We start from the raw sequence: 25,962 nt of genomic DNA, 5'->3' as shown, positions 1-25,962 counted from the left end.
CGATTGGCCCTATCAAGGGTGGTCAGGAATAATGCGCGCAACAAATGGAACACGGCAGGTCAGGAGCAAAAAATGTTTGCAAGTCAGGAAGGTAAAGCGATTCCGTCAGTCACTTTTCACACGCGTAAGGGCGATCGCTGGGTCGATGTCACTACAGAAGCGCTGTTTAAAGACAAAACGGTAATCGTTTTTTCACTGCCGGGTGCATTTACACCGACCTGCTCCTCCAGCCATCTGCCGCGTTACAACGAATTAGCGGGTCTGTTTGCCCAACAGGGCGTGGACAGCATTCTGTGCGTCTCAGTGAATGATACCTTTGTGATGAACGCCTGGAAAGCCGAACAGCGCGCAGACAACATTACTTTTATTCCTGATGGCAACGGCGAGTTCACGCGTGGCATGGAGATGCTGGTTGAGAAGGCCGATCTCGGTTTTGGTCCGCGATCATGGCGCTACTCGATGCTGGTGCGTAACGGCGTGGTCGAGAAAATGTTCGTTGAGCCGAACAAACCTGGCGACCCGTTTGAGGTCTCCGATGCCGACACCATGCTGCGCTATCTGGCGCCGGAGTGTAAAGCCCAGGAGTCGGTCTCCATCTTTACTAAACCTGGCTGCACCTTCTGCACTCAGGCAAAACAGATGCTGATGGATCATGGTATTCAGTACGAAGAGATTGTGCTGGGGCAGGATGCGACAACCGTGAGTCTGCGTGCCGTTTCAGGCCGGGCGACGGTGCCGCAGATCTTCATGGGCGGTCGTCATATTGGCGGCAGTGAGGAGCTGCAACATTACCTGCTGTCAGCGTAAAGAATCTGAGCGTCGGCCGGGAGAGCAGGCGCTTTGATGATGTGCCTATAAAAAAGTAGTAATTCTGAAGCTAGAGGTTGGCGGGCATATACTATGCCCGCTTTTTTTTACCTGCTATTTACGCCAGACGTTGCTTTGCGTCACCAATGGCGCGCGCAACCTGCTGCGGCGAAACACCACCCTGCGCATTACGCTTATCCAGACAGGATTGCAGCGCCAGGATGGGATAAACATCCTCGCCAATCACCGCACTGAACTGCTGCAGCTGCGCCAGCGACAGCGCTTCCAGCGCCACGCCCTGCCCGATGGCAGCCACCACCACTTCCCCGACGATATGGTGTGCTTCACGGAACGGCACACCTTTAGCGACCAGATAGTCAGCCAGTTCGGTTGAGTTTGCGTAACCCTGTTCAGCGGCTTCCTGGCAGCGCGGACGTTTAACCTGCAGGCCATCCAGCACCAGTACGGACATATGCAGACAGTCGAGCCAAGTGTCGAGCGCGTCAAACAGCCCCTCTTTGTCTTCCTGCATATCTTTGTTGTAGGCCAGCGGCAGACCTTTCAGCGTCATCATCATGCCGGTCAGTGCGCCCTGCACCCGACCACACTTGCCGCGAATCAGCTCCAGCGCATCCGGGTTTTTCTTCTGCGGCATCAGCGAGGAGCCAGAGGTGACTTTATCTGACAGCTCAATAAAGCCCGCTTCGCCGGTATTGAAGAAGATCATATCTTCGGCAAAGCGCGACAGATGCACCATGCCAATGGCCGCATCAGAGAGCAGCTCCAGCACGTGATCGCGGTCTGATACGGTATCCAAGCTGTTACGTGTGGCAGAAGCAAAGCCCAGCCAGCCAGCCAGCTGCTGACGATCGATCTCGTAAGCGGTACCAGCCAGAGCGCCACAGCCCAGCGGGCTGACATCAAGCCGTTTCAGGGTATCCTGCAGACGGCTCTCGTCACGCGCCAGCATTTCAACGTAGGCCAGACACCAGTGCGCAAACGTCACCGGCTGCGCGCGTTGCAGGTGGGTGTAGCCCGGCATCACCGCATCCTGATTGGCTTCTGCCGTCACCACCAGCGCCTGCTGCAGTTCGCGGGTCGCACCCAGCAACGCCTCAATCTGCACTTTGCACCACAGTTTCAGATCGGTCGCGACCTGATCGTTACGGCTACGGCCGGTGTGCAGTTTTTTGCCCAGCGCACCGACTTTGTCGATCAGCTTGCCTTCAACCCAGCTGTGGATATCTTCGGCGTCGCTCTGCAGGATCTGCTCAGGATTCTCACGCACGTCATCCAGTAACGCATTCAGCGCGGCTTCCAGCTGCTGCTGCTCATCCTGAGTCAGAACGTTGACCGTCACCAGCGCTTTGGACCAGGCAACAGAGCCAATAATGTCCTGCTCTGCCAGGCGGTAATCGAAGCGCAGCGAGTCATTGAACTGTTTAAAACGCTGATCCGCTGCCTGAGTAAACCGTCCACCCCAAAGTGCCATGTGAAAACTCCTCTGAATCGTTAAACAAGAGGCGGCATAAATGCCGCCTCTGAATTAAAACGGTGAGGCGAGGCGTACCCCGCCTGAAAATTACTTCTTCTGCTCGTTCAGGGCGCGAATGCGTGAAGAGAGCGAGAACAGACGGATAAAGCCGCCCGCGTGACGGTGATCGTAGACTTCATCTTCACCGAAGGTAGCAAACTCTTCTGAGTAAAGGCTGTTCGCGGAACGCTTCTGGGTGGCTGTCGCCTGACCTTTGTAAAGCTGCAGCACCACTTCACCGTTAACCTCTTCCGCCAGCGATTCGGCAGCAGCCTGAATCGACTTACGCAGCGGGGCGAACCAGCGGCCGTCATAAACCACGTAAGACATCTCGTGGCCCAGCTGCTCACGCCATTTGAAGCTATCGCGATCCAGTACCAGCTGTTCAACCGCACGCAGTGCATTCACCATGATGGTGCCGCCCGGGGTTTCGTAGCAGCCACGGGATTTAATGCCCACCAGACGGTTTTCAACGATATCGATACGGCCAACGCCATGTTTTGCGCCCAGCACGTTGAGTTTTTCCAGACACTGGAACGGACTCAGTTTTTCACCGTTAACCGCCACAACCCGACCTTTCTCAACGGTCACGGTCACCTCTTCCGGCTGATCAGGTGCTTCCAGCGGATCGACAGTCCAGACCCAGCAATCTTTGTTCGGTGCGTTGGCCGGGCTTTCCAGCACGCCGCCTTCGGTGGAGATGTGCCAGGCGTTTTCGTCGCGGCTGTAGATTTTTTCCAGCGACGCAGTGGTCGGGATATTGCGCTCTTTCAGGTAGTCCAGCAGCGCTTCACGTGAACGCAGGTTCCATTCACGCCACGGTGCCACCACTTTCAGCTGCGGTGCCAGCGCGGTGTAGGTGGTTTCGAAACGCACCTGGTCATTACCTTTACCGGTTGCGCCGTGACACAGCGCATCTGCGCCCACTTTCAGCGCCAGCTCAACTTGGGCTTTAGCGATGATAGGACGCGCCATTGAGGTGCCCAGCAGATAGGTGCCTTCATACAGCGCACCGGTCTGCAGCACCGGATAAACGTAGTCGCTGATGAACTCTTCACGCAGGTCAACCACGTGACATTCAGATGCGCCAGACTGCAGCGCTTTCTTCTCCACACCTTCCAGATCGCCACGCTCCTGACCGATGTCTGCCACGAAAGCGACCACTTCACAGCCGCCGTAGTTCTCTTTCAGCCATGGAATGATGGCTGACGTATCAAGACCACCGGAGTAAGCCAGAACGATTTTTTTGATGTTTTGCGTTTGCATTTCGTAATCCTTGAATCAGAGTCGTTAAGCGAGAATCCGGGTGCCAATCGACACGCCGTTAAACAGGTCAGGCAGCCGCTCAGCGTGACGCCAGCTGGCAATATCCACCGGGCGGCCCAGCGTACGTGCCGCATCCAGCGCAGCGTGTACTTTCACAATCATGCCGTCGGTAATGATGCCCTGGGTAATCAGCTGCTCGGCTTTATCGGCGGTCATCTCTTCGATGCGCTGACCTTTGCCGTCGAGAATACCACTGACGTCTGACAACAGAACCAGATCAGCGCCCAGCGTCGAGGCCAGTGCGGTCGCTGCCTGATCCGCGTTGACGTTCATCAGGTCACCGCTGTCAGTAATACCAATCGAGCTGACTACTGGCATATAACCGGCCGCCAGCAGGGTGTTCAGCAACGCCGGATCGCCCGGCGTTGCGTGGCCAACATGGCCGAGTTCTTCATCAAACGGGGCGACATTGACGATGCCTGCATCGCCCAGGCAGAGACCTACTGCGTTGATACCCGATTTTTTTGCCCAGGCCAGCAGCGTTTTATTTGCGGTTCCCGCCAGCGCACCCGTGATGATGTCGATCTGATCGGCCGGGGTGACGCGCAGGCCATTTTTCTTCATCACCGGCAGCGCCAGCTTTTTCATCAGTTCATCCACCAGGCAGCCGCCGCCGTGGACGATGATCAGCGGACGCTGATGAGCGCTACGATAGTTAAGCAGTGCCTCAAACAAGCGCGCCAGCGCTTCTTCGCTGTCTAACAGCACACCGCCCAGCTTAATAATCAATGGATTGGTCATGGTTTAGTTATCCGTTAAATCAGTGACTGCGTTTCAGGAAAGCCGAACCGGATGTTCAGGCACTGTACTGCCTGCGATGCCGCCCCTTTCAGCAGATTATCTTCGGCTGCTACAACAATCAGATGCTCGTCCTGCACTTCAAAACCGATATCGCAGTATGGCAGGCCGACAACGGCTTTTAGCGCCGGTACGCCCTTATCGTAGAGGCGCACCAGCGGCTTGTCGTCATAGGCACGATGGAAGACGGCAGCGATATCTTCGCGGCTGACACCGGCTTTCAGACGGCAGGTGATGGTGGCCAGGATACCGCGCGGGAAACTCCCCAGGTGCGGAGTGAAGATTACTGGCGTACCGAGGTGCGCGACAATTTCCGGGTGGTGACGATGATTGAACAGCCCGTAAGGCTGCAGGCTCACTTCACAGAAGCTGGTGCCGACATTGGCTTTACGTCCGGCACCGCTCACGCCGCTGGTGGCGTTGATAACCGGCCACTGCGCATCGTTTAACAGTCCCGCATCCACCAGAGGTTTCAGAGCCAGCTGAGCAGCGGTCGGGTAGCAGCCGGGTACCGCCACCAGCTGCGCCTGCTGAATTTTCTCATGCTGATATTCCGCCAGGCCGTAAACGGCTTTATCGAGCCAGTCGCCATGCTGATGCGTGAAACCGTAGAAACGGGTGTAAAAATCAGCGTCGTTCACGCGGAACGCACCCGACAGGTCGAATACCACACAGCCAGCCTTGAGAAATTCCGGGGCCAGATCGTGGCTGACTTCGTGGGCCGTCGCCAGGAACACGACATCCACTTTGTCTGCCCACTCCGCCGCGCTGCTCAGCGGCTGCAGCGGTAAATCCACAACGCCTTTCAGCTGCGGATGGAGATCGGACAGGCGCTTGCCGGCATCAGGGCTTTGCGCCGAAACCGCCAAAGCGGTTATGTTGATATGTGGATGGCGATTCAGGAAGGTGGCAAGCTCAACACCAGCGTAACCACTGGCACCAACGATCAGCGTATTCAACATCAGGCTGTAACCCTTTTTACAGTCGCACGTTCCGGGTCGCGGCCTTGCCCCGTTACCCACCCTGTCATCTGCAGTGATTTAAGGTTCCCTTGCAGAAGACGTTAATGTATTTTTATTCACTATTACTGCATGAATATGGATACATCCTAACCCAAGGACCGCCAACAGTGAAGACAAAATTACCGCCTTTTATTGAACTGTACAGCCAGTTAATCGCTACACCATCAATCAGTGCAACCGATGCCGCGCTGGATCAGAGTAATGAAACTTTAATCAATTTGCTGGCCGGCTGGTTCCGCGACCTTGGCTTCAGCGTTGAAGTGCAGCCGGTGCCCGGCACCCGCAATAAATTTAACATGCTGGCACGAACCGGCAGCGGAGCGGGCGGCCTGCTGTTAGCGGGTCATACGGATACCGTTCCCTTTGATGATGGCCGCTGGACGCGCGATCCCTTTACCCTGACCGAGCACGACAACAAACTCTATGGTCTGGGCACGGCAGACATGAAAGGCTTCTTCGCGTTTATTCTCGATACGCTGCGCGATGTGGATGTCAGTACGCTGAGTAAGCCGCTCTATATCCTCGCCACGGCCGATGAAGAAACCACCATGGCGGGTGCCAAATATTTCTCGGAATCAACGCAACTGCGTCCCGACTGCGCCATCATCGGTGAACCGACCTCGCTGAAACCGGTGCGTGCACATAAAGGCCATCTGTCGAATGTGATTCGTATTGAAGGAAAATCGGGCCATTCCAGCGATCCGGCGCGTGGCGTCAACGCCATTGAACTCATGCATGAGTCGATCAATCACCTGATGCAACTGCGCAACACGCTGCAGGAGCGTTATCACCATGACGGCTTTGCCATCCCCTATCCCACCATGAATTTCGGTCATATTCATGGCGGCGACGCCGCTAACCGTATCTGCGCCTGTTGTGAACTGCATATGGATATCCGACCACTGCCGGGCCTGTCGCTGAGCGATCTGGATGGATTACTGAACGAGGCGCTGGCACCAGTGAGCGCCCGCTGGCCAGGCCGTGTCACGGTAGCCGAGCTGCATCCGCCGATTCCGGGCTATGAGTGTCCGGCTAATCATGAGCTGGTGAGCGTGGTAGAGAAATTGCTGGGTACGCCAACGGAGATAGTGAACTACTGCACCGAAGCGCCGTTTATTCAGCAGCTCTGCCCGACGCTGGTCCTGGGTCCGGGTTCGATTAATCAGGCACACCAGCCAGATGAATTTATCGATACGGCATTTATTAAGCCGACGCGGGCACTTATCAGTCAGGTTGTGCAGCATTTTTGTCACTGATTGACAGTAAATGGGGCATTTCACTGTATTAACAGCAAAATGCCCCCTCATTCTGCGGGATTTAACAATAAGAATAACTTATCCCGCTTCCTTCCCGATAAATTCTGTGAATTTCCGTTAGTTAGCGCCATCTTCAGCACACTTTAACGCATTTGACGAACGCAACATTACGTGGCTAGATAAAAGACGATGTTATGCCCACCGGGTGATTATCCAGAGCGTTTCAGAATGCGGACAGGCGGCAACGGAGGCGGTTCCCTGTAGATTATCGGGAACACGATGTTGCTGATTTTTTGCTGCCTGAAAGGTCGGGTGTAGAAGTTTTTAAAGACGATAAGGGTGTCAGGGTCCAATGAACGAACAATATTCCGCAATGCGAAGTAATGTCAGTATGCTCGGCAAACTGCTCGGGGATACGATTAAGGATGCACTGGGAGAGAACATCCTCGACCAGGTGGAAACCATCCGTAAGCTCTCCAAGTCATCTCGTGCAGGCAATGATACTCATCGTAAAGAGCTGCTCAATACGCTGCAGAACCTCTCCAACGAGGAGCTTCTGCCGGTTGCACGCGCATTCAGTCAGTTTCTGAACCTCACCAACGTAGCGGAGCAGTATCAGACCATCTCGCAGAGCGGCGAAGGTGAAAACCATCCTGAACTGCTGAAAAAGACCTTTGATACCCTGAAGCAGCAGAAAGATATCAGCGAAACCGACATTCTGGCGGCCATTGAGTCGCTGTCGCTGGAGCTGGTGCTGACTGCGCACCCGACCGAAATCACCCGTCGTACGCTGATTCACAAGCTGGTTGAAGTGAACAGCTGTCTGAAACAGCTCGACCACAGCGACGTCTCCGACTACGAGCGTAACCAGATTATGCGCCGTCTGCGTCAGCTGGTGGCACAGGCGTGGCACACCGATGAGATCCGTAAATATCGTCCGACCCCCGTCGACGAAGCCAAATGGGGCTTTGCCGTTGTAGAAAACAGCCTGTGGGAAGGCGTTCCCGCCTTCCTGCGTGAGCTGAATGAGCAGGTCGAAGAGGCCTTTGGCATTAAGCTGCCGGTCGATTTCGTGCCGGTTCAGTTCACCTCATGGATGGGTGGCGACCGCGACGGTAACCCGAACGTCACAGCCTCCATTACCCGCCATGTGATGCAGCTAAGCCGCTGGAAAGCTACAGACCTGTTCCTGCGTGATATCGGCGTGCTCATCTCCGAGCTGTCGATGTCCGAGTGCAGCGAAGAGATCCGCGAGCTCAGCGGCGATCCGGAAGCGCTGGAACCTTACCGCGTGATCCTGAAACGCCTGCGCAGCCAGTTAATGTCCACCCAGTCATTCCTGGAACGCCGCCTGAAAGGCGAGCGTCTGCCGCGTCCGGCCGATTTGCTGGTCTCAAACGATCAGCTGTGGGACCCGTTGTATGCCATCTATCAGTCACTGCAACAGTGCGGCATGGGCATTATTGCCAACGGTCAGTTGCTCGATACGCTGCGCCGCGTGAAATGCTTCGGCGTGCCGCTGGTGCGTATCGATCTGCGCCAGGAAAGTACCCGCCATACAGAGGCGATTGCTGAAGTGACCCGTTACCTGGGCCTCGGCGATTATGAAAGCTGGTCCGAAGCAGACAAACAGGCCTTCCTGATCCGTGAACTGAACTCCAAACGCCCATTGCTGCCACGCAGCTGGGAACCCAGCGATGAGACGCGTGAAGTGCTGGAGACCTGTCGCGTTGCGGCTGAAGCGCCACAAGGCTCTATCGCCGCCTATGTTATTTCGATGGCGAAAACCCCTTCCGACGTGCTGGCCGTGCATCTGCTGCTGAAAGAAGCAGGTATCGGTTATGCGATGCCGGTTGCACCGCTGTTTGAAACACTGGATGACCTGAACAACGCAAACGACGTGATGAGCCAGCTGCTGAGCATCGACTGGTATCGCGGCTTTATTCAGGGCAAACAGATGGTGATGATTGGCTATTCTGACTCGGCGAAAGATGCCGGTGTGATGGCCGCCAGCTGGGCGCAGTATCAGGCACAGGATGCGCTGATTAAAACCTGCGAAAAAGCCGGGATTTCCCTGACGCTGTTCCACGGACGCGGCGGCAGCATTGGTCGTGGCGGCGCGCCCGCGCATGCCGCACTGCTGTCACAACCGCCAGGCAGCCTGCGCGGCGGTCTGCGTGTGACCGAACAGGGCGAGATGATCCGCTTTAAATATGGCTTACCGGCCGTGACGATCGCCAGCCTGTCGCTCTACACCGGCGCGATTCTGGAAGCGAACCTGATGCCACCACCGGAGCCAGAACGCGAATGGCGCAACATTATGGATCAGCTCTCTGCTGACTCCTGCGCAATGTATCGCGGGTATGTGCGTGAAAATGCGGACTTCGTCCCCTACTTCCGTTCGGCGACGCCGGAGCAGGAACTGGGCAAATTACCGCTCGGCTCACGTCCGGCCAAACGCCGTCCTACCGGTGGCGTGGAGTCGCTGCGTGCGATTCCGTGGATTTTTGCCTGGACGCAGAACCGTCTGATGCTGCCTGCCTGGCTGGGTGCCGGTGCTGCCCTGCAGCAGGCGATGGCGGCCGGCCATCAGGATCAGCTGGAAGCGATGTGCCGCGACTGGCCGTTCTTCTCTACCCGCCTGGGCATGCTGGAGATGGTGTTCTCGAAAGCGGACCTGTGGCTGGCGGAATATTACGATCAGCGTCTGGTCGACAAATCACTCTGGCCGTTAGGCAAACAGCTGCGCGACCAGCTTGATGCCGATATCAAAGCGGTACTGACCATTGCCAACGACTCGCATCTGATGGCTGATCAGCCGTGGATTGCTGAGTCGATTGCGCTGCGTAACGTCTATACCGATCCGCTCAACGTACTCCAGGCAGAACTGCTGCATCGTTCCCGTGCACAGGAAGCGCGGGGTGAAGAACCGGATGCCCGCGTTGAGCAGGCTCTGATGGTGACGATTGCAGGTGTCGCAGCAGGCATGCGCAATACCGGTTAATCCCGGTCAGGCGCGGACCACACTCCGCGCCGCCAGAGAGCAGCAATAAAAAAGTCGGGAAATTCCCGACTTTTTTACTGGCTCAGGCAGAACGGTTAAGCCGCCGCCGCAACCGGACGAACCCCTAACGTGTGGCAGATGGCGTAACTCATTTCGGCACGGTTCAGCGTGTAAAAATGGAAATCTTTCACCCCTTCGCGTGACAGGATTTTCACCATATCCATCGCGATATTCGCTCCCACCATTTTGCGCGTTTCCGGATCGTCATCCAGACCGGCAAACATTGCGCTCATCCAGCCGGGCACACGCACATTGGTCAGCGTGGCAAAGCGTTGCAGCTGCTTAAAGTTAGAGACCGGCAGGATGCCCGGCACAATTTCCACGTCAATGCCGGTCGAGACACAGCGGTCGCGGAAACGCAGATAGCTTTCGACGTCGAAGAAAAACTGGGTAATGGCCCGGTTTGCGCCTGCATCAATTTTTCGTTTGAGATTAATCAGGTCGGCCTGGGCACTTTTCGCTTCGGGATGGACTTCCGGATAGGCGGCGACGGAAATATCAAAATCGCCGACCTCTTTCAGCAGCGAAACCAGATCGCTGCCGTACATCTCTGGCTTGCCGCTGCCAGGTGGCAGATCGCCACGCAGCGCCACAATATGACGGATGCCGTTGTTCCAGTAATCCTGAGCGATGGTGCGCAGTTCATCGCGCGTCGCATCAACACAGGTCAGATGGGGTGCTGCTTCCAGGCCGGTGCGATCTTTAATGCCTTTGATAATGCTGTGGGTGCGATCGCGTTCACCTGAGTTCGCACCGTAAGTGACAGAAACGAATTTCGGTTTCAGACTGCTCAGGCGGTCAATTGAGGTCCACAGAGTCTCTTCCATTTCGCTGGTGCGCGGCGGAAAAAACTCAAACGACACGTTAATTTGCCCGTTCAGTTCAGCCAGGCTCTGGTTTAGCGCTTCGCGCTGATTGGCATGAAAGAAACTCATCCTGCACCCTCACTGATTAATAATCGGCTCGTAAACATCTACACGTTTAGACGTCCAGATGTTCAAAATGACGCAATCTCAGTGAGCCGTCAACGTAAAAATGGTCAACAGACGTGATCAATTTTCAATCAACATGAAGGGATTTCAACAGGGAGGAGGCAACACTTTGAAAACAGGCGCCGAAGCGCCTGATGAGGAAGGATTACAGCAGCTGTGCGAGGCGATTAATATCTGACTGAATAGCGCCGGCGGTGACATCCCGGCCTGCGCCCGGACCGCGGATCACCAGCGGATTATCGCGATACCAGCGGCTCTCAATGGCAAAGACGTTGTCGCACGGCAGCAGCGCGGCCAGCGGATGCTCAGGTCGCACCGCTTCAACACCTACCCGCGCCTTGCCGTTAGCATCAAAACGGGCAACGTAGCGCAGCACCAGGTCCATCTCCCGCGCGGCTTCCAGCCGCTGCAGCATCTGTTCGTTCAGCTCTTCGCCATTTTCAAAGAAGTGATCAATCGATCCCTCAAGACAGTTATTCGGCACCAGCGATTCAACGCGCACCTGATCCGGCTCGATGTTGTAGCCCGCCTCACGTGCCAGGATCACCAGCTTGCGCATCACATCCTGACCCGAGAGATCGGCACGCGGGTCAGGCTCGGTTAAGCCCTGCTGCCATGCCTGATCTACCAGCTCGGTAAACGGCACCGTGCCATCAAACTGCAGGAACAGCCACGACAGCGTCCCGGAGAAGATCCCGCTAATCGCCAGAATGGTATCGCCGCTGTCGCGCAGATCGCGCACCGTATAGTTGATCGGCAGACCAGCACCAACAGTGGCGTTATAGAGCCAGTGACGCCCGGTTTTGGTAAAGGCATCGCGAATCTGCCGCCAGGTCTGACTGTCAGACGCACCCGCAACCTTGTTGGCGCTGATCACATGAAAACCGTGGCTGGCAAAATCAAGATATTGCTGCGCCAGCGGTGTACTGGCCGTGACATCCAGCACCACCAAATCATCGAACGGATGAGCACGCATCCACAGGAACAGCGACTCTTCATCACGTTCCACTGCTTCATCATCAAAGAAGGCGAGCGCACGACTGGCATCCAGTCCTTCATAGCTCAGCAGGCTGCGGCGGCTGTCCGCGACGCCCGCCAGCACAAATTCAAAGCCGGTGCGCGCTGACAGCGTTTCCTGATCGCGGGCAAACAGCTCAAGCCAGCGTGAACCGATATTGCCTTTGCCAAACAGCATCAGACCGATACGCTTTTCTGCGCGGAACAGCGACTGATGCAGTCCCTGAATCAGGTGCTGGGTCGGTCCGACGCGCAGTACCGCGACCACGCTGATGTGATCTTCGGACTGCCAGATGAACTCAACGGGCTGATCTTTTAGCTGCTGCCAGAAGCGATGGGTATGCAGCGGGTTACGGGTAACGCCTGCGCCAACCAGCGCCACCAGCGCCAGGCCGTCGCGCAGCTGCAGATGGCCCGGTAAACCGGCGTCCTGTAGCAGTGTAAAGGCGCTGTTGACCACTTCAGAGGTATAGCAGAGTTGCAGCAGCTGACGGTCAGGATGAACGCCAAACGCCAGCGGACGCAGCTGCGCGCGCTTCAGCAACAGGTCGATCTCTTTGTGCAGGATGGCGAAGTCATGCTGCTCGGGCAGCTGAATCTCAATCAGGCACACATCATCGTGGCTGGTGACGATGCGCGCCCCGGTTCCGGAGGCCAGCACACGCTCGATGCGGGTCGAGCCCTGTTCTGGCTGATAGCTGCAGCGCAGTTGCAGGTCGATATCGCTGCCGGAAACCGGCTGCAGTGTGCGGGTGTGCAGCACCGGAGCAGCCAGACGCGCCAGTTCACTGGCTTCATCCAGCCTTAACAGCGGCAGCAGACAGGCATCAGAAACTTTGCGGGGATCGGCGCTGTAAACGCCCGCGACATCGCTCCAGATGGTCACGCGTCCGACACCCGCCAGCGCGCCAATCTGCGTGGCGGAATAGTCGGAGCCGTTGCGGCCAAGCAGGACGGTTTCACCGGCATCGTTGCGGCTGATAAAGCCGGTCACCACGATGCGCTTTTGCGGATGCTGCGCCAGCAAAGTCTGCAGCAGGGGCCAGGATTTACCCTCATCCACCTGCGGCTGAGCAGCACGTTCAGCACGCAGAAACTCACGCGCATCCAGCCAGCAGGCCTGCAGGTCACGCTGGCTCAGTACCGCTGACATCAGGCGTGCCGACCATATTTCACCGTGCCCGACCACTTCGGCATAGACCGCATCGGTGATCGGCGCATCCAGCAGTACGGCCAGCTTTTCCAGATCGCGGATAAATGCAGTGATTAAGGGTTCGGCGATCTCAGCAGGCAGCAGCGCACCGATTAGCTCGCTCTGGTAGCGCCGTAAAGCCTGTTGCACCTGATGCGCAGAGAGCCGATCGTTCTGGCTCAGCTTCAGCCAGCTAATCAGCTGGTTGGTGGTTGAGCCTGCCGCGGAGACCACCATCAGATCGCCCGGCTGGCTGTAGTCCGCCATAATGCTGGCAACGCGCTGGTAGCAACGCGCATCGGCCAGGCTGCTGCCGCCAAACTTATGCAACTGCCTGATATTCGGCGTTCCCGCGCCTGCTGAAATCGTCATGCTTAACCCTCGGCTGCGATCCGGAATGCATTATCCAGATCGGCAATTAAATCTTCGTGATCTTCAATACCAACAGAAACCCGTAGCAGCGAATCGGAAATGCCTGCTGCCGCGCGTGCTTCTGCCGACATCCCCGCGTGCGTCATGGTGGCGGTATGGGAGATCAGACTCTCTACGCCGCCCAGCGATTCCGCCAGCGTAAACAGCTTCAACGCTTTGAGGAAGCGACGCAGCAGCGCCTCATCCCCGTCGACCTCGAAACTCAGCATGGCACCAAAGCCGCGCTGCTGACGTACCGCATGTTCGTGTCCGGCGTTTTCCGGCAGCGAAGGATGATACAACTTTTTCACCCGCTTCTGCTGCTTCAGATAGTCCACAATCGCGAGTGCGTTGCGTTGTGCGGCTGCAATGCGCGGCGCAAGCGTACGAATGCCGCGCAGCAGCAGATAACTGTCAAAGGCTGCGCCGGTCACGCCAATGTTATTTGCCCACCAGGCCAGGTCAGTTGCCTGTTGTGGATCTTTGGCAATGACTGCACCCGCTACCACATCAGAGTGGCCATTGAGGTATTTGGTACAGGAGTGGATCACCAGGTCCGCACCCAGCGCCAGAGGATTCTGCAGCGCCGGACTCATAAAGGTGTTGTCTACCACGCTGACGGCACCCGCAGCGCGCGCGGCGGCGCAAATCGCGCTGATATCCACGACGCGCAGCAGCGGATTGCTGGGGCTTTCAATCAGCACCAGTTTCGGTTTTTCATCCAGTGCTGCCTGCAGCGCCACCGGATCGCCCTGATCGACAAATTTCACCCGATACGCGCCGCGTTTGCTCAGGCTGTCAAATAACCGATAGCTGCCGCCATAACAGTCGTGTGGCGCAACCAGCAGATCGCCAGGCTTCAGGAACACCGTCGTGACCAGGTGAATGGCCGACATGCCGGTATTGGTTAATACCGCACCCGCTCCGCCTTCCAGTTCTGCCAGCGTACGCTGTACGACATCACGTGTGGGGTTGCCACGACGGGAGTAGTCATGTGCACGAGGCTCATTGAAATCCAGGAAGTTATAGGTCGTTGAGAGATGGATGGGCGGGACAACGCAGCCATATTGCTCGTCATCATTCAAACCGCTGCGCACTGCGATGGTTGCCGGTTTACGCGTCATGAGCGAATTGTTCCTGAAGAGTTAAGAAAATGTAGTCCACAGAATATCACCCTCTAATTAGACGTCAATACATCTGGACATCTAAATGTCTTTGCGTATAGATTGAGCAAAAACGCAATAACCGCTAAAATTATGCGTCATCGCCTGGCGTTCCCCTCTGTGATGAAGAGGCTGCGAGCGAAGAAAACCCGCCATATCAGGGGTCAGGCAGGAAAAAATCAGGCATAATCCGCTGATTTCCTCACATTTAACGTTTATTAATTAAGGTAGCCCATGGCTGAATGGAACGGCGAATATATCAGCCCGTACGCTGAGCACGGTAAAAAGAGCGAGCAGGTCAAGAAGATTACAGTTTCTATCCCATTGAGCGTGCTGAAGATTTTAACGGATGAGCGTACCCGTCGTCAGGTGAACAACCTGCGTCACGCCACCAACAGCGAGCTGCTTTGCGAAGCCTTTTTGCATGCCTTTACCGGGCAACCGTTGCCGGACGACGTGGACCTGCGCAAAGAACGCAGCGATGAAATTCCTGAAGAAGCGAAAAAGATCATGCGCGATATGGGCATCGATCCCGACACCTGGGAATATTGATTCGTCAGAGCATAAAAAAACCCAGCCGAAGCTGGGTTTTTTCTTGCCGCCGAACCCGCAGGTTCAGGTGCCTTTTAATCTTATTTTTTAGCGCCTGGCACGCTGAAACGCTTGTTAAAGCGGTCAACACGGCCACCAGTTGCCACTTCACGCTGCTTACCGGTATAGAACGGGTGGCATTTGCCACAAACGTCCAGGTTCAGTTCGTGAGTCAGTGTTGAACGGGTGTGGATCTCGTTGCCGCAGGTACATTTGATAGTAACTGCTTCGTATTTCGGGTGAATACCTTGTTTCATGGGAAACCTCATAGAAGGCCGTGTCGCTCTCCGTGCCAGGCGTTAACCTGCACAGCACCACACGCGGTTGAACATTATAGGGTGTACTCCGGCCAGATATTTCTCACCGAAGGCCGCATATTATACAGGCAAGTTTCGATTGCTGCAAATATATGCTGAGATACCCGCCATAGGGGTCAGCGTGTACACTAGCTTCCCCGATGATTGAGCCGGAAAGAGAGAGTTATGCCCGTCGTTCAGGTTGCCCTGCCCGTCCCCTTGCCCCGCCTGTTTGACTATCTGCCGCCTCAGGGTGCGCAGCCGGTCATTGGCGGGCGCGTGAGTGTGCCCTTTGGCAATCGCAGAATGATCGGGATTGTGGTCGCCTTTCGTGACAGCAGCGATCTGCCGGAAGCACAGCTCAAACGCGTAGTTGAGGTGCTGGACAGTGAGTCTCTCTATCCGCCGTCGCTGTGGCGCATCCTGAACTGGGCCGCCAGCTACTATCACTCGCCGCAGGGCGAAGTTTTGAGCCACGCGATTCCTGTACTGCTGCGCCAGGGCAAAGCGGCGCAGGACAATCCCCTGTGGCGCTGGGAAATCACCGAACAGGGCCGGGCAACCGCGCCGGAAAGTTTAAAGCGGGCACCAAAACAGCAGCAGGCGCTGGCAGCACTGCGTCAGCAACCGCTCTATCGGCATCAGGTCAGTGAACACGATCTCACCGAGGCGACATTACAGGCATTGCGGGCTAAAGGCTTATGCGAACTGCATGAACATCAGCCGCAGATGCACGACTGGCGCACCACTTATGCTGTAAAAGGCGAACGGCTTAGACTGAATACCGATCAGGCGATGGCCGTGGGTGCGATTCGGGCAGATGATGAACATTATTCCGCCTGGCTGCTGGCGGGCATCACCGGCTCCGGCAAAACCGAGGTTTACCTCAGCGTGCTGGAAAATGTGCTGGCACGTGGTAAACAGGCGCTCGTACTGGTGCCGGAGATTGGCTTAACCCCGCAGACGATTGCCCGCTTTCGCGAACGTTTTGATGCGCCCATTGATGTGCTGCACTCTGCCTTAAATGACAGTGAACGGCTGGCGGTCTGGTTACGTGCGCGGCGCGGCGAAACAGCGATTGTGATTGGCACCCGTTCGGCGCTATTTACGCCGCTGGCCCGTCCGGGCGTGATCATTATTGATGAAGAGCATGACAGCTCCTATAAACAGCAGGAAGGCTGGCGCTATCAGGCGCGCGATCTGGCTGTGTTCCGTGCGCATGAAGAGGACATCCCGATTGTCATGGGATCGGCGACACCTGCTCTGGAGACACTGCACAATGTCCGCAGCGGCAAGTATCGCCAGCTCGACCTGACAAAGCGCGCCGGTAACGCCCGACCGGCGCTGCAACAGCTTATCGATTTAAAAGGCGTGCAGCTGATCGGCGGCCTGGCACCCGGCCTGATTGGTAAAATGCGCCAGCATCTGCAGGCCGACAATCAGGTGTTACTGTTCCTTAACCGCCGCGGCTTTTCGCCCGCCCTGCTTTGTCACGACTGCGGCTGGATTGCCGAGTGTACCCGCTGTGACCGCTACTACACCCTGCATCAGCACCACCGCCAGCTACGCTGCCATCATTGCGACAGCCAGCGTCCGCTGCCTAATCAGTGTCCGCAGTGCGGTTCAACCCATCTGCTGCCGGTGGGCGTCGGCACTGAGCAGCTGGAGCAGCAGCTCGGCACACTCTTCCCCGGCGTGCCGGTGTCGCGCATCGATCGTGATACCACCAGCCGCAAAGGGGCGCTGGAGCAGCATCTGGCTGATGTTCATCGTGGCGGCGCACGTATCCTGGTCGGCACCCAGATGCTGGCCAAGGGCCACCACTTCCCCGATGTCACACTGGTCTCGCTGCTGGATGTTGATGGTGCCCTGTTCTCAGCCGATTTCCGTGCGGCAGAGCGCTTTGCTCAGCTCTACACCCAGGTCGCCGGCCGTGCTGGCCGTGCCGGAAAGCAGGGCGAAGTATTGCTGCAGACGCACCATCCGGAACACCCCTTACTACAGACACTGCTGCATCAGGGTTATTCGGCCTTCGCGCAGCAGGCACTGCTGGAGCGACAGGCGGTTCACCTGCCGCCCTGGAGCCGCCATGCGCTGTTCCGCGCAGAAGATATGGATAACCAGCAGGCAGCCGAATTTTTGCAACAACTTCGCAACCTGCTGGAGGCGAGCCCGCTGAACGACAAGGCGATGTGGTTTATGGGTCCGTTGCCCGCTTTGCAGCCCAAACGCAGTGGACGCTGGCGCTGGCAGCTGCTGTTGCAGCATCCTTCCCGGCAACGTCTGCAACAGTTACTGAGCAGTTCGTTGCCGCTGGTTTCAACGCTCCCCGCTGCGCGCAAAGTGAAATGGACGCTGGATATCGACCCGACCGAGAGCTGATTTTTGCTGACACTGCGAGCCAGATCGAAAAACGTCGCATAAGTCACAATTTTTATGCAAATTAAGTAACAACCAGCCGGGCAATCGTTAACAATGTTGCCCGGATTGCTTTCAGGTCAGGCAAAAACAGAATCGAACGCGCCATAACGCGTCAGGAGCATGTGTTGGAGCAGAATCAACAACCGCCCGCCGCCACGATGAAGGATGTCGCGGAGCACGCGGGCGTCTCAACCGCCACCGTATCGCGTGCGCTGATGAATCCGGAGAAGGTTTCTGCGGCGACCCGTCAGAAAGTCGAGCAGGCCGTTGCCGCCGTCGGCTATGCAGCACACGGCCCAACGCGCAACGCGCGGCGTAACGAAACGCGAACCATCCTGGTGATTGTCCCTGACATCTGCGATCCCTTCTTTAGTGAAATCATTCGTGGCGTCGAAGTCACGGCAGCCGAAGAGGGCTATCTGGTCCTGATTGGTGACTGCGCTCATCAGAATCAGCAGGAGCGAACCTTTCTCAATCTGATGGTCACACGACAGATCGATGGCATGGTGCTGCTCGGATCACAGTTGCCCTTTGATGCCAGCATTGATGAGCAACGCAACCTGCCGCCCATGGTGATGGCGAATGAGTTTGCGCCGGAAATGTCGCTGCCCACGGTCCACATCGATAACCTGACCGCCGCATTTGAAGCGGTGAATCATTTACTGCAGTTAGGCCACACGCAGATCGCCTGTATTGCCGGGCCGGAAGAGATGCCGCTCTGTCAGTATCGGTTGCAGGGCTATGTACAGGCGATGCGTCGCAGCGGGCTGACGGTCGATCCCACCTATATTGTGCGCGGTGATTTCACGTTTGAAGCAGGCGTTGCCGCCATGAATCAGCTGATGACCCTGCCACAACCGCCACGCGCCCTGTTCTGTCACAGCGATATTATGGCGCTGGGGGCGATGAATCAGGCCAGACGCTGTGGACTACGGATACCGGAGGATCTCTCTGTAGTGGGATTCGATGACATTGAGCTGTCACGTTACTGCGAGCCGCCGCTGACCACGGTGACGCAGCCACGCTACCAGATTGGTCGGGAAGCGATGCTGCTGCTGCTGGATGAGTTAAATGGCAAACGGGTGATCAGCGGATCGCGGTTGCTGGATGCCGGCTTAACGATTCGTGGCAGTACGGCGCGCGCAAAAAAGCGTGAAAAATAAGCCTGTTCGTCTGGTTTTTTCAGTAGATTCTTAAAGCGAACACTGCTGGTCAAAGTTCCGACCCTTGAGTAACATGGCGGACTCCTTGCCGGGCGCGTAAAAATCATCATTTCGCCCAACTGGCACTATTTTTGAAGGGTATAAGAACGAGAGTGGCACAAAAAGATTACGTAGGCCGCGGGCGTTCAACAGGGACGCGTCGCAAAAAAAGCCCCAGCCGTGGCAAGAAGAGCAAAGGCGGTTCGGGAACATCTAAATTGATGATTGTACTGGCGGTCGCAGTGTTGGTGACCTTTGCCGGTGGTTTATGGTTCCTGGCGCATCACAAGAAAGAAGACGTGCCAGTCATTACGGATCATAAAGCCAACGGCAATGGCTTGCCGCCGAAGCCAGAAGAGCGCTGGAAATATATTAAAGAGCTGGAGAACCGTCAGGTCACCGTGCCGACGCCTATCGAACCCTCTTCGGGTGGCGAAGTGAAGTCGCAGACACAGCTGACCGACGAGCAGCGCCAGTTGCTGGAGCAAATGCAGGCTGATATGCGTCAGCAGCCGACGCAGCTCAACGAAGTGCCGTGGAACGAACAGACGCCGGCGCAACGTCAGCAGACGCTGCAGCATCAGCAGCAGTTGCAACAGCTGCAACGTCAGCAGCAGCAGGTTCAGCAACAACAGCAGCAGCAACTGCAACATCAGCAACAACAACAGGTTCAGCAACAGCGTCAGCAGTTGCAGGCCCAGCAGCAACAGCAACGCCAGCAGCAGTTGCAGCAACAACAACAGCGTCAGCAACAGCAACAGCAACAGCAGCAATTACAGCAACAGCAACGTCAGCAGCAGCAGCAGCAGCAGCAGCAAAACGTACAGCGCCAGTCGCAGCCTGCCCCCATTACGCGGGAACCGGACGTACAGTCTAAACCGCAGGAGACAGCAAAGGCGAAACCAGCGGAGAAAGCTTCTTCGCAGCGCTGGATGGTGCAGTGTGGTTCGTTCAAAGGCACTGACCAGGCGGAATCGGTGCGTGCAGGCTTAGCCTTTGAAGGCTTTGAAAGCCGTATTACGACCGGTGGCGGCTGGAATCGTGTGGTTATCGGTCCGTATAAAGACCGCGCATCCGCTGACAGCACCCTGAAACGCCTGCGCAGTTCCGGACACTCCAGCTGTATTCCACTCTCCGTCGGGGGTTGAAACCCGTCAAACCCGCCCCATATCTGTTGCATGATACTCCGCGCCCCGTGCGCGGAGTCCTTTTCCGACTGCAACAAGGGGTCTGCCCGTGACAACAATAGTAAGTGTACGACGCAACGGCCAGGTAGTGATTGGCGGTGATGGCCAGGCTACGCTCGGCAATACCGTGATGAAAGGCAACGTTAAAAAAGTGCGTCGTTTATACAACGATAAGGTGATTGCCGGATTTGCTGGCGGCACCGCAGACGCCTTCACCCTGTTTGAACTTTTCGAACGTAAACTGGAAATGCATCAGGGCCATCTGGTGAAAGCCGCGGTGGAACTGGCGAAAGACTGGCGTACTGACCGTATGCTGCGTCGCCTTGAAGCCTTGCTGGCCGTCGCGGATGAGTCAGCTTCTCTGATCATCAGCGGTAACGGTGATGTCATCCAGCCTGAAAACGATCTAATCGCCATCGGCTCCGGTGGGCCTTTCGCCCAGGCAGCAGCACGTGCGCTGCTGGAGAATACCGAAATGGGCGCACGCGACATCGTCGAAAAGTCGCTGAATATCGCGGGTGATATCTGCATCTACACTAACCACAACGTTAATTTCGAAGAATTAACGTCTAAGGCGTAAGGGTATAAATATGTCTGAGATGACTCCACGCGAAATCGTCAGCGAACTGAACCGCTTTATCATCGGCCAGGACAGCGCCAAGCGCGCCGTGGCGATTGCACTGCGCAACCGCTGGCGCCGCATGCAGCTCGACGAAGAGCTGCGTCATGAAGTGACCCCTAAAAACATTCTGATGATCGGTCCGACCGGTGTCGGTAAAACCGAGATCGCGCGTCGTCTGGCTAAGCTGGCCAATGCACCGTTCATCAAAGTTGAGGCGACTAAATTTACCGAAGTGGGTTATGTCGGTAAGGAAGTGGACTCTATCATTCGTGATCTGACCGATTCGGCCATTAAGATGGTGCGCAGTCAGGCGATTGAAAAGAACAAATACCGTGCCGAAGAGATGGCCGAAGAGCGCATTCTCGATGTGCTGATTCCGCCTGCGAAAAACAACTGGGGCCAGGCAGAGCAGAGCGCTGAGCCGTCTGCGGCGCGCCAGTCGTTCCGCAAAAAGCTGCGCGAAGGCCAGCTGGACGATAAAGAGATTGAGATCGATCTGGCCGCCAGCGCGCCTGGTGTTGAGATCATGGCGCCTCCTGGCATGGAAGAGATGACCAGCCAGCTGCAGTCGATGTTCCAGAACCTCGGCGGTCAGAAGCAGAAAGCCCGTAAGCTGAAGATCAAAGAAGCGATGAAGCTGCTGATCGAAGAAGAAGCGGCAAAACTGGTTAACCCTGAAGAACTTAAGCAGGACGCGATTGATGCCGTTGAACAGCACGGTATCGTGTTTATCGATGAGATCGATAAAATCTGTAAGCGCGGCGGCCAGAATGCCGGCGGCCCGGATGTTTCTCGCGAAGGTGTTCAGCGTGACCTGCTGCCGCTGGTTGAAGGCTGTACCGTTTCGACCAAGCATGGCATGGTGAAAACTGACCACATTCTGTTTATCGCCTCAGGCGCGTTCCAGGTGGCCAGCCCTTCCGATCTGATTCCGGAACTGCAGGGTCGTCTGCCAATCCGTGTAGAGCTGCAGGCGCTGACCGTAAATGATTTCCAGCGCATCCTGACTGAGCCGAATGCCTCCATCACCGTACAATACAAAGCGCTGATGAATACCGAGGGCGTGAACATTGAGTTCACCGAAGAGGGTATCCGCCGGATCGCTGAAGCCGCATGGCAGGTCAACGAAACCACCGAAAACATTGGTGCGCGTCGTCTGCATACCGTGCTGGAACGTCTGATGGAAGATATCTCGTATGACGCCAGCGATCGTCACGGTGAATCCGTGACCATCGATGCTGATTATGTCGGTAAACATCTGGATGAACTGGTGGCTGACGAAGACCTTAGCCGCTTCATTCTCTGATTCACTGAATCAGCGCTTTTCAGAAGCCCAGCCTATCCGGCTGGGCTTTTTTATGCATGTTCTTGATCGAACGATGCTTTTTTCATACTGATGATTTTGCCAACAATCTGCATATAGCGATATACTTACCCTTCCTGTGGCAAACAGACGAAACCCCTATGAAATACGATACATCTGAACTCTGCGATATCTACCATGAAGAAGTGAATGTTGTTGAACCGCTTTTTTCAAACTTTGGTGGGCGCACTTCATTCGGTGGTCAGATTACCACAGTGAAATGCTTTGAAGACAACGGCTTACTCTACGATCTGCTGGAAGAGAATGGCCGGGGTCGCGTCCTGGTGATCGATGGCGGCGGCTCCGTGCGTCGTGCGCTGGTCGATGCGCAGCTGGCACGTCTGGCGGCAACCAACGAGTGGGAAGGCCTGGTGATTTACGGTTCGGTACGCCAGGTTGATGAGCTGGAAGAGCTTGAGATTGGCATTCAGGCCATTGCCGCGATTCCGGCAGGCGCTGCGGGTGAAGGGATTGGCGAAAGCGATGTGCGCGTCAATTTCGGCGGCGTCACCTTCTTCTCCGGCGACCATCTCTATGCCGATAACACCGGTATCATTCTGTCAGAGGATGCGCTGGACCTCGAATAGGCCAGACATGAAAACGGGTGCCTGAGCACCCGTTTTTCACATCAGCTGAGGCTTCAAACCTCTTCCATTTTTCCCAGCAAGGCACGCAGACGTTCCTGCCATACGTGCTGCTCTTCTTTCAGGTGCTGATTTTCACGCATCAGCGCATCGTGGTTGCCCGCGACTTGTTGCGCATCGTTACGCAGTGAGTTGTTCTGCTCTTTCAGCTCTTCGATTTCCATCTGCAACAGGGTGATGGTATCAATCGCCTGCTGTACTTTCGCTTCCAGTTTCTCAAACACTTCAAATGACATCTTTCTGACCTCTCCTAAATTCCTGCAAGGCGTTGATGATGCCAGCTTAAGCCAGCAACGTTGTCCCGATTGTATGTAGCCTCACCCCGCAAGTCCAGCAACGCGGCCTTTGCGGGCGTAGTCTGTAACACTTTTCAGCCAATCCCTGAATTTACGCTGCGCTTACTGAAGCTGCGTTCCGGCACTGGCCCGTTATCGCTGTAATGAGGCGCGAATAATGGGTTAAGAAAGCCAGAATACGCGAAAACGCGCATTTTTATGACACAGTACACAAAAAACGATTTCGCTATTTCTCGTTTATGTTCGTTAACGATAAATTCACATCAGCCCTACATAAAAGCTGGGTGCCTCATGGACTGAGAACAAAAACTGATAAAATTTAACCTCGCTTCAGGAACCACTATTATGAGTCAGACAACTAACACGCTCAAAGGTCAGTGTATTGCCGAATTTCTGGGGACAGGCTTGATTATTTTCTTCGGCGCAGGCTGTGTGGCTGCACTGAAACTCGCCGGTGCCGCCTTCGGTCAGTGGGAAATCTGCATTATCTGGGGCTTAGCCGTCTCAATGGCTGTCTATCTTACCGCTGGGGTATCAGGTGCGCATCTGAACCCTGCCGTTACGGTTGCGCTCTGCCTGTTTGCCAACTTCGAAGGCCGTAAAGTGGTGCCGTTTATTCTGGCGCAAATCGCCGGGGCATTCTGCGCGGCCGCGCTGGTTTATGGCCTCTACTACAGCCTCTTTTTCGATTACGAACAAAGTCATCAGATGGTACGCGGTACGGTTCAGAGTCTGGATCTGGCGGGTATCTTCTCAACCTATCCTAACCCTCACATCAGCGTAGGTCAGGCGTTCCTGGTCGAGATGGTGATTACTGCCGTGCTGATGGCAGTGATTATGGCACTGACCGACGATGGCAACGGTGTACCGCGTGGGCCGATGGCACCGCTGTTAATCGGTCTGCTGGTCGCGGTCATTGGTGGTTCAATGGGTCCTCTGACCGGCTTCGCCCTTAACCCGGCTCGTGATTTCGGACCTAAGCTGTTCGCCTTCTTCGCTGGCTGGGGTAACGTTGCCTTCACAGGTGGTAAGGATATTCCTTACTTCCTGGTCCCTATTTTTGGCCCGCTGGTCGGTGCCTGCCTGGGTGCAGTCGGTTATCGCACCCTGATTGGCCGCTACCTGCCAGGTGCCGCTAAAGAACCTGCAAAAATTCCAGCAGACAAACCGGTTGCACGCGCTCAGCAGCGTAAAGCGTAAGTTTCACCTTTTATCATCAGGACTGAATTTATGACTACCACAGATAAAAAATATATTGTCGCGCTCGATCAGGGCACAACCAGCTCACGCGCTGTCGTTCTCGACCACGATTCCAATATCATTGCGGTATCGCAGCGCGAATTTACTCAGATCTACCCGAAAGCGGGTTGGGTTGAGCATGATCCAATGGATATCTGGGCTTCACAAAGCTCTACGCTGGTTGAAGTGCTGGCCCATGCCGACATTCGCTCTGATGAGATTGCGGCTATCGGTATCACTAACCAGCGCGAAACCGCTATCGTCTGGGAAAAAGAGACCGGCAAACCTATCTATAACGCCATCGTCTGGCAGGATCCCCGCACCGCCGACTACTGTAACAAACTGAAGAAGGAGGGTCTGGAAGAGTATATCCAGCACACGACGGGTCTGGTGATTAACCCTTACTTCTCCGGGACAAAAGTGAAGTGGATCCTGGATCACGTTGAAGGCTCACGTGAGCGTGCAAAACGTGGCGAGCTGCTGTTCGGTACCGTTGATACCTGGCTGGTCTGGAAAATGACTCAGGGCCGCGTTCACATCACCGACTATACCAACGCCTCACGTACCATGATGTTTAACATTCACAAGCTGGAGTGGGATCAGCGCATGCTGGATATCCTGGATATCCCGCGTGAAATGCTGCCGGAAGTGAAGTCTTCTTCTGAAGTCTACGGTCAGACCAACATTGGTGGTAAAGGCGGTACACGTATTCCTATCGCCGGTATTGCCGGCGACCAGCAGGCCGCGCTGTATGGCCAGCTGTGTGTACAGCCTGGCATGGCGAAAAATACCTACGGCACCGGCTGCTTTATGCTGATGAACACCGGTACTGAAGCGGTGACCTCGACCCATGGCCTGCTGACCACTATCGCCTGTGGCCCGCGCGGTGAAGTGAACTATGCGCTGGAAGGTGCCGTATTCATCGGTGGTGCTTCTATTCAGTGGCTGCGTGATGAAATGAAGCTGATCAGTGAAGCGGCTGACTCTGAATACTTCGCAATGAAAGTGAAAGACACCAACGGCGTTTACATGGTGCCTGCTTTCACCGGCCTGGGTGCACCTTACTGGGACCCGTATGCCCGTGGCGCAATCTTCGGTCTGACGCGCGGCGCAAACTCTAACCACATCATCCGCGCGACGCTGGAGTCGATCGCTTATCAGACGCGTGACGTGCTGGAAGCGATGCAGAACGATGCCAACACTCGCCTGCAGGCGCTGCGTGTGGACGGTGGTGCGGTGTCCAACAACTTCCTGATGCAGTTCCAGGCTGACATCCTCGGCACCCGCGTTGAGCGTCCGGAAGTGCGTGAAGTCACCGCGCTGGGTTCTGCCTATCTGGCGGGTCTGGCTGTCGGCTTCTGGCAGGATCTGGATGAAGTGCGCGCTAAAGCGGTTATTGAGCGTGAGTTCCGTCCAAGCCTGGAAACCACCGAGCGTAACTTCCGCTATGCCGGCTGGAAAAAAGCGGTTGCCCGCGCACAGGCGTGGGAAGACCAGGAGTAATCTCTGTGCCCGCGAC

21 protein-coding genes are annotated in these 25,962 nt (G+C 55.9%); 12 read left to right on the top strand and 9 right to left on the bottom strand.

What is annotated here, in order from left to right; all coding sequences use genetic code 11:
* Positions 1–72 precede the first annotated feature (72 nt).
* Positions 73–807 (top strand): glutathione peroxidase, encoded by a 735-nt coding sequence (locus tag EGO56_RS01015; RefSeq protein ID WP_135907470.1) that lies wholly within the window; start codon positions 73–75, stop codon positions 805–807.
* 118 nt (positions 808–925) lie between these two features.
* Here EGO56_RS01015 and argH read toward each other — a convergent pair whose 3' ends face one another.
* The 4 genes from argH to argC form a co-directional block, all read right to left on the bottom strand.
* Entirely contained in the window at positions 926–2,299 is a 1,374-nt protein-coding gene (gene argH / locus EGO56_RS01010) for an argininosuccinate lyase (protein ID WP_135907469.1), read from the bottom strand.
* A gap of 90 nt (positions 2,300–2,389) precedes the next feature.
* Positions 2,390–3,607 (bottom strand): argininosuccinate synthase, encoded by a 1,218-nt coding sequence (locus EGO56_RS01005; RefSeq protein WP_022624925.1) that lies wholly within the window; start codon positions 3,605–3,607, stop codon positions 2,390–2,392.
* 24 nt (positions 3,608–3,631) lie between these two features.
* Complete coding sequence (gene argB, locus EGO56_RS01000) at positions 3,632–4,408, bottom strand: acetylglutamate kinase (RefSeq protein WP_098052047.1); 777 nt, start codon at positions 4,406–4,408, stop codon at positions 3,632–3,634.
* A gap of 14 nt (positions 4,409–4,422) precedes the next feature.
* Complete coding sequence (argC, locus tag EGO56_RS00995; protein ID WP_013359457.1) at positions 4,423–5,427, bottom strand: N-acetyl-gamma-glutamyl-phosphate reductase; 1,005 nt, start codon at positions 5,425–5,427, stop codon at positions 4,423–4,425.
* Between the two features lie 167 nt (positions 5,428–5,594).
* Here argC and argE point away from each other — a divergent pair, with 167 nt between their 5' ends.
* The gene (gene argE, locus EGO56_RS00990; RefSeq protein ID WP_135907468.1) at positions 5,595–6,743 is read left to right on the top strand and encodes an acetylornithine deacetylase; all 1,149 of its coding nucleotides are present in this window, start codon (positions 5,595–5,597) and stop codon (positions 6,741–6,743) included.
* 352 nt (positions 6,744–7,095) lie between these two features.
* Positions 7,096–9,747 carry a phosphoenolpyruvate carboxylase gene (gene ppc, locus EGO56_RS00985; RefSeq protein ID WP_135907467.1) on the top strand — a complete coding sequence of 884 codons (2,652 nt, stop codon included), beginning with the start codon at positions 7,096–7,098 and terminating at the stop codon, positions 9,745–9,747.
* A 95-nt stretch (positions 9,748–9,842) separates the two neighbouring features.
* Here ppc and metF read toward each other — a convergent pair whose 3' ends face one another.
* From metF to metB, 3 genes are all read right to left on the bottom strand, one after another.
* The gene (metF, locus tag EGO56_RS00980; RefSeq protein ID WP_033734449.1) at positions 9,843–10,742 is read right to left on the bottom strand and encodes a methylenetetrahydrofolate reductase; all 900 of its coding nucleotides are present in this window, start codon (positions 10,740–10,742) and stop codon (positions 9,843–9,845) included.
* Positions 10,743–10,944: 202 nt separating this feature from the next.
* Positions 10,945–13,380 (bottom strand): bifunctional aspartate kinase/homoserine dehydrogenase II, encoded by a 2,436-nt coding sequence (locus tag EGO56_RS00975; RefSeq protein ID WP_135907466.1) that lies wholly within the window; start codon positions 13,378–13,380, stop codon positions 10,945–10,947.
* A 2-nt stretch (positions 13,381–13,382) separates the two neighbouring features.
* On the bottom strand, positions 13,383–14,543 hold the full coding sequence (gene metB, locus EGO56_RS00970) for a cystathionine gamma-synthase (protein WP_135907465.1): 1,161 nt from the start codon (positions 14,541–14,543) through the stop codon (positions 13,383–13,385).
* Positions 14,544–14,816: 273 nt separating this feature from the next.
* Between metB and metJ the strand changes: the two genes are divergently transcribed.
* Entirely contained in the window at positions 14,817–15,134 is a 318-nt protein-coding gene (metJ, locus tag EGO56_RS00965; RefSeq protein WP_003851225.1) for a met regulon transcriptional regulator MetJ, read from the top strand.
* A gap of 80 nt (positions 15,135–15,214) precedes the next feature.
* Here metJ and rpmE read toward each other — a convergent pair whose 3' ends face one another.
* Entirely contained in the window at positions 15,215–15,430 is a 216-nt protein-coding gene (gene rpmE / locus EGO56_RS00960) for a 50S ribosomal protein L31 (RefSeq protein ID WP_003851227.1), read from the bottom strand.
* Positions 15,431–15,655: 225 nt separating this feature from the next.
* Between rpmE and priA the strand changes: the two genes are divergently transcribed.
* The 6 genes from priA to rraA all read left to right on the top strand — a co-directional run bounded on the left by priA (position 15,656) and on the right by rraA (position 22,851).
* Positions 15,656–17,851 (top strand): primosomal protein N', encoded by a 2,196-nt coding sequence (priA, locus tag EGO56_RS00955; protein WP_135907464.1) that lies wholly within the window; start codon positions 15,656–15,658, stop codon positions 17,849–17,851.
* 164 nt (positions 17,852–18,015) lie between these two features.
* Positions 18,016–19,053, top strand: coding sequence for a DNA-binding transcriptional regulator CytR (gene cytR, locus EGO56_RS00950; protein ID WP_061061101.1), 1,038 nt, complete (start codon positions 18,016–18,018; stop codon positions 19,051–19,053).
* 152 nt (positions 19,054–19,205) lie between these two features.
* Positions 19,206–20,240 carry a cell division protein FtsN gene (gene ftsN, locus EGO56_RS00945; RefSeq protein WP_135907463.1) on the top strand — a complete coding sequence of 345 codons (1,035 nt, stop codon included), beginning with the start codon at positions 19,206–19,208 and terminating at the stop codon, positions 20,238–20,240.
* Between the two features lie 88 nt (positions 20,241–20,328).
* On the top strand, positions 20,329–20,859 hold the full coding sequence (hslV, locus tag EGO56_RS00940; protein WP_003851234.1) for an ATP-dependent protease subunit HslV: 531 nt from the start codon (positions 20,329–20,331) through the stop codon (positions 20,857–20,859).
* Positions 20,860–20,869: 10 nt separating this feature from the next.
* Positions 20,870–22,207: an HslU--HslV peptidase ATPase subunit gene (hslU, locus tag EGO56_RS00935; RefSeq protein ID WP_013359469.1), complete on the top strand. Its 1,338-nt coding sequence runs from the start codon at positions 20,870–20,872 to the stop codon at positions 22,205–22,207.
* A 158-nt stretch (positions 22,208–22,365) separates the two neighbouring features.
* On the top strand, positions 22,366–22,851 hold the full coding sequence (gene rraA, locus EGO56_RS00930; RefSeq protein ID WP_009088032.1) for a ribonuclease E activity regulator RraA: 486 nt from the start codon (positions 22,366–22,368) through the stop codon (positions 22,849–22,851).
* Between the two features lie 53 nt (positions 22,852–22,904).
* Here rraA and zapB read toward each other — a convergent pair whose 3' ends face one another.
* On the bottom strand, positions 22,905–23,144 hold the full coding sequence (gene zapB / locus EGO56_RS00925) for a cell division protein ZapB (protein WP_003851242.1): 240 nt from the start codon (positions 23,142–23,144) through the stop codon (positions 22,905–22,907).
* 405 nt (positions 23,145–23,549) lie between these two features.
* Between zapB and EGO56_RS00920 the strand changes: the two genes are divergently transcribed.
* Entirely contained in the window at positions 23,550–24,404 is an 855-nt protein-coding gene (locus tag EGO56_RS00920) for an MIP/aquaporin family protein (protein ID WP_013359471.1), read from the top strand.
* Between the two features lie 30 nt (positions 24,405–24,434).
* On the top strand, positions 24,435–25,946 hold the full coding sequence (glpK, locus tag EGO56_RS00915; RefSeq protein ID WP_135907462.1) for a glycerol kinase GlpK: 1,512 nt from the start codon (positions 24,435–24,437) through the stop codon (positions 25,944–25,946).
* Positions 25,947–25,962 lie beyond the last annotated feature (16 nt).

The organism is Pantoea vagans (genome assembly GCF_004792415.1).
Taxonomy (GTDB): Bacteria; Pseudomonadota; Gammaproteobacteria; order Enterobacterales; family Enterobacteriaceae; genus Pantoea; species Pantoea vagans.
Note: the sequence above shows the minus strand (reverse complement) of the source record. Positions and strands in the feature narration are given on the sequence as shown.

What these genes read in the sequence shown, in the direction of transcription:
- EGO56_RS01015 (WP_135907470.1), top strand. Translation starts at nt 73, where the DNA reads ATGTTTGCAAGTCAGGAAGGTAAAGCGATTCCGTCAGTCACTTTTCAC.
- argH (WP_135907469.1), bottom strand. Translation starts at nt 2,299, where the DNA reads ATGGCACTTTGGGGTGGACGGTTTACTCAGGCAGCGGATCAGCGTTTT.
- EGO56_RS01005 (WP_022624925.1), bottom strand. Translation starts at nt 3,607, where the DNA reads ATGCAAACGCAAAACATCAAAAAAATCGTTCTGGCTTACTCCGGTGGT.
- argB (WP_098052047.1), bottom strand. Translation starts at nt 4,408, where the DNA reads ATGACCAATCCATTGATTATTAAGCTGGGCGGTGTGCTGTTAGACAGC.
- argC (WP_013359457.1), bottom strand. Translation starts at nt 5,427, where the DNA reads ATGTTGAATACGCTGATCGTTGGTGCCAGTGGTTACGCTGGTGTTGAG.
- ppc (WP_135907467.1), top strand. Translation starts at nt 7,096, where the DNA reads ATGAACGAACAATATTCCGCAATGCGAAGTAATGTCAGTATGCTCGGC.
- metF (WP_033734449.1), bottom strand. Translation starts at nt 10,742, where the DNA reads ATGAGTTTCTTTCATGCCAATCAGCGCGAAGCGCTAAACCAGAGCCTG.
- EGO56_RS00975 (WP_135907466.1), bottom strand. Translation starts at nt 13,380, where the DNA reads ATGACGATTTCAGCAGGCGCGGGAACGCCGAATATCAGGCAGTTGCAT.
- metB (WP_135907465.1), bottom strand. Translation starts at nt 14,543, where the DNA reads ATGACGCGTAAACCGGCAACCATCGCAGTGCGCAGCGGTTTGAATGAT.
- metJ (WP_003851225.1), top strand. Translation starts at nt 14,817, where the DNA reads ATGGCTGAATGGAACGGCGAATATATCAGCCCGTACGCTGAGCACGGT.
- rpmE (WP_003851227.1), bottom strand. Translation starts at nt 15,430, where the DNA reads ATGAAACAAGGTATTCACCCGAAATACGAAGCAGTTACTATCAAATGT.
- priA (WP_135907464.1), top strand. Translation starts at nt 15,656, where the DNA reads ATGCCCGTCGTTCAGGTTGCCCTGCCCGTCCCCTTGCCCCGCCTGTTT.
- hslU (WP_013359469.1), top strand. Translation starts at nt 20,870, where the DNA reads ATGTCTGAGATGACTCCACGCGAAATCGTCAGCGAACTGAACCGCTTT.
- rraA (WP_009088032.1), top strand. Translation starts at nt 22,366, where the DNA reads ATGAAATACGATACATCTGAACTCTGCGATATCTACCATGAAGAAGTG.
- zapB (WP_003851242.1), bottom strand. Translation starts at nt 23,144, where the DNA reads ATGTCATTTGAAGTGTTTGAGAAACTGGAAGCGAAAGTACAGCAGGCG.
- EGO56_RS00920 (WP_013359471.1), top strand. Translation starts at nt 23,550, where the DNA reads ATGAGTCAGACAACTAACACGCTCAAAGGTCAGTGTATTGCCGAATTT.
- glpK (WP_135907462.1), top strand. Translation starts at nt 24,435, where the DNA reads ATGACTACCACAGATAAAAAATATATTGTCGCGCTCGATCAGGGCACA.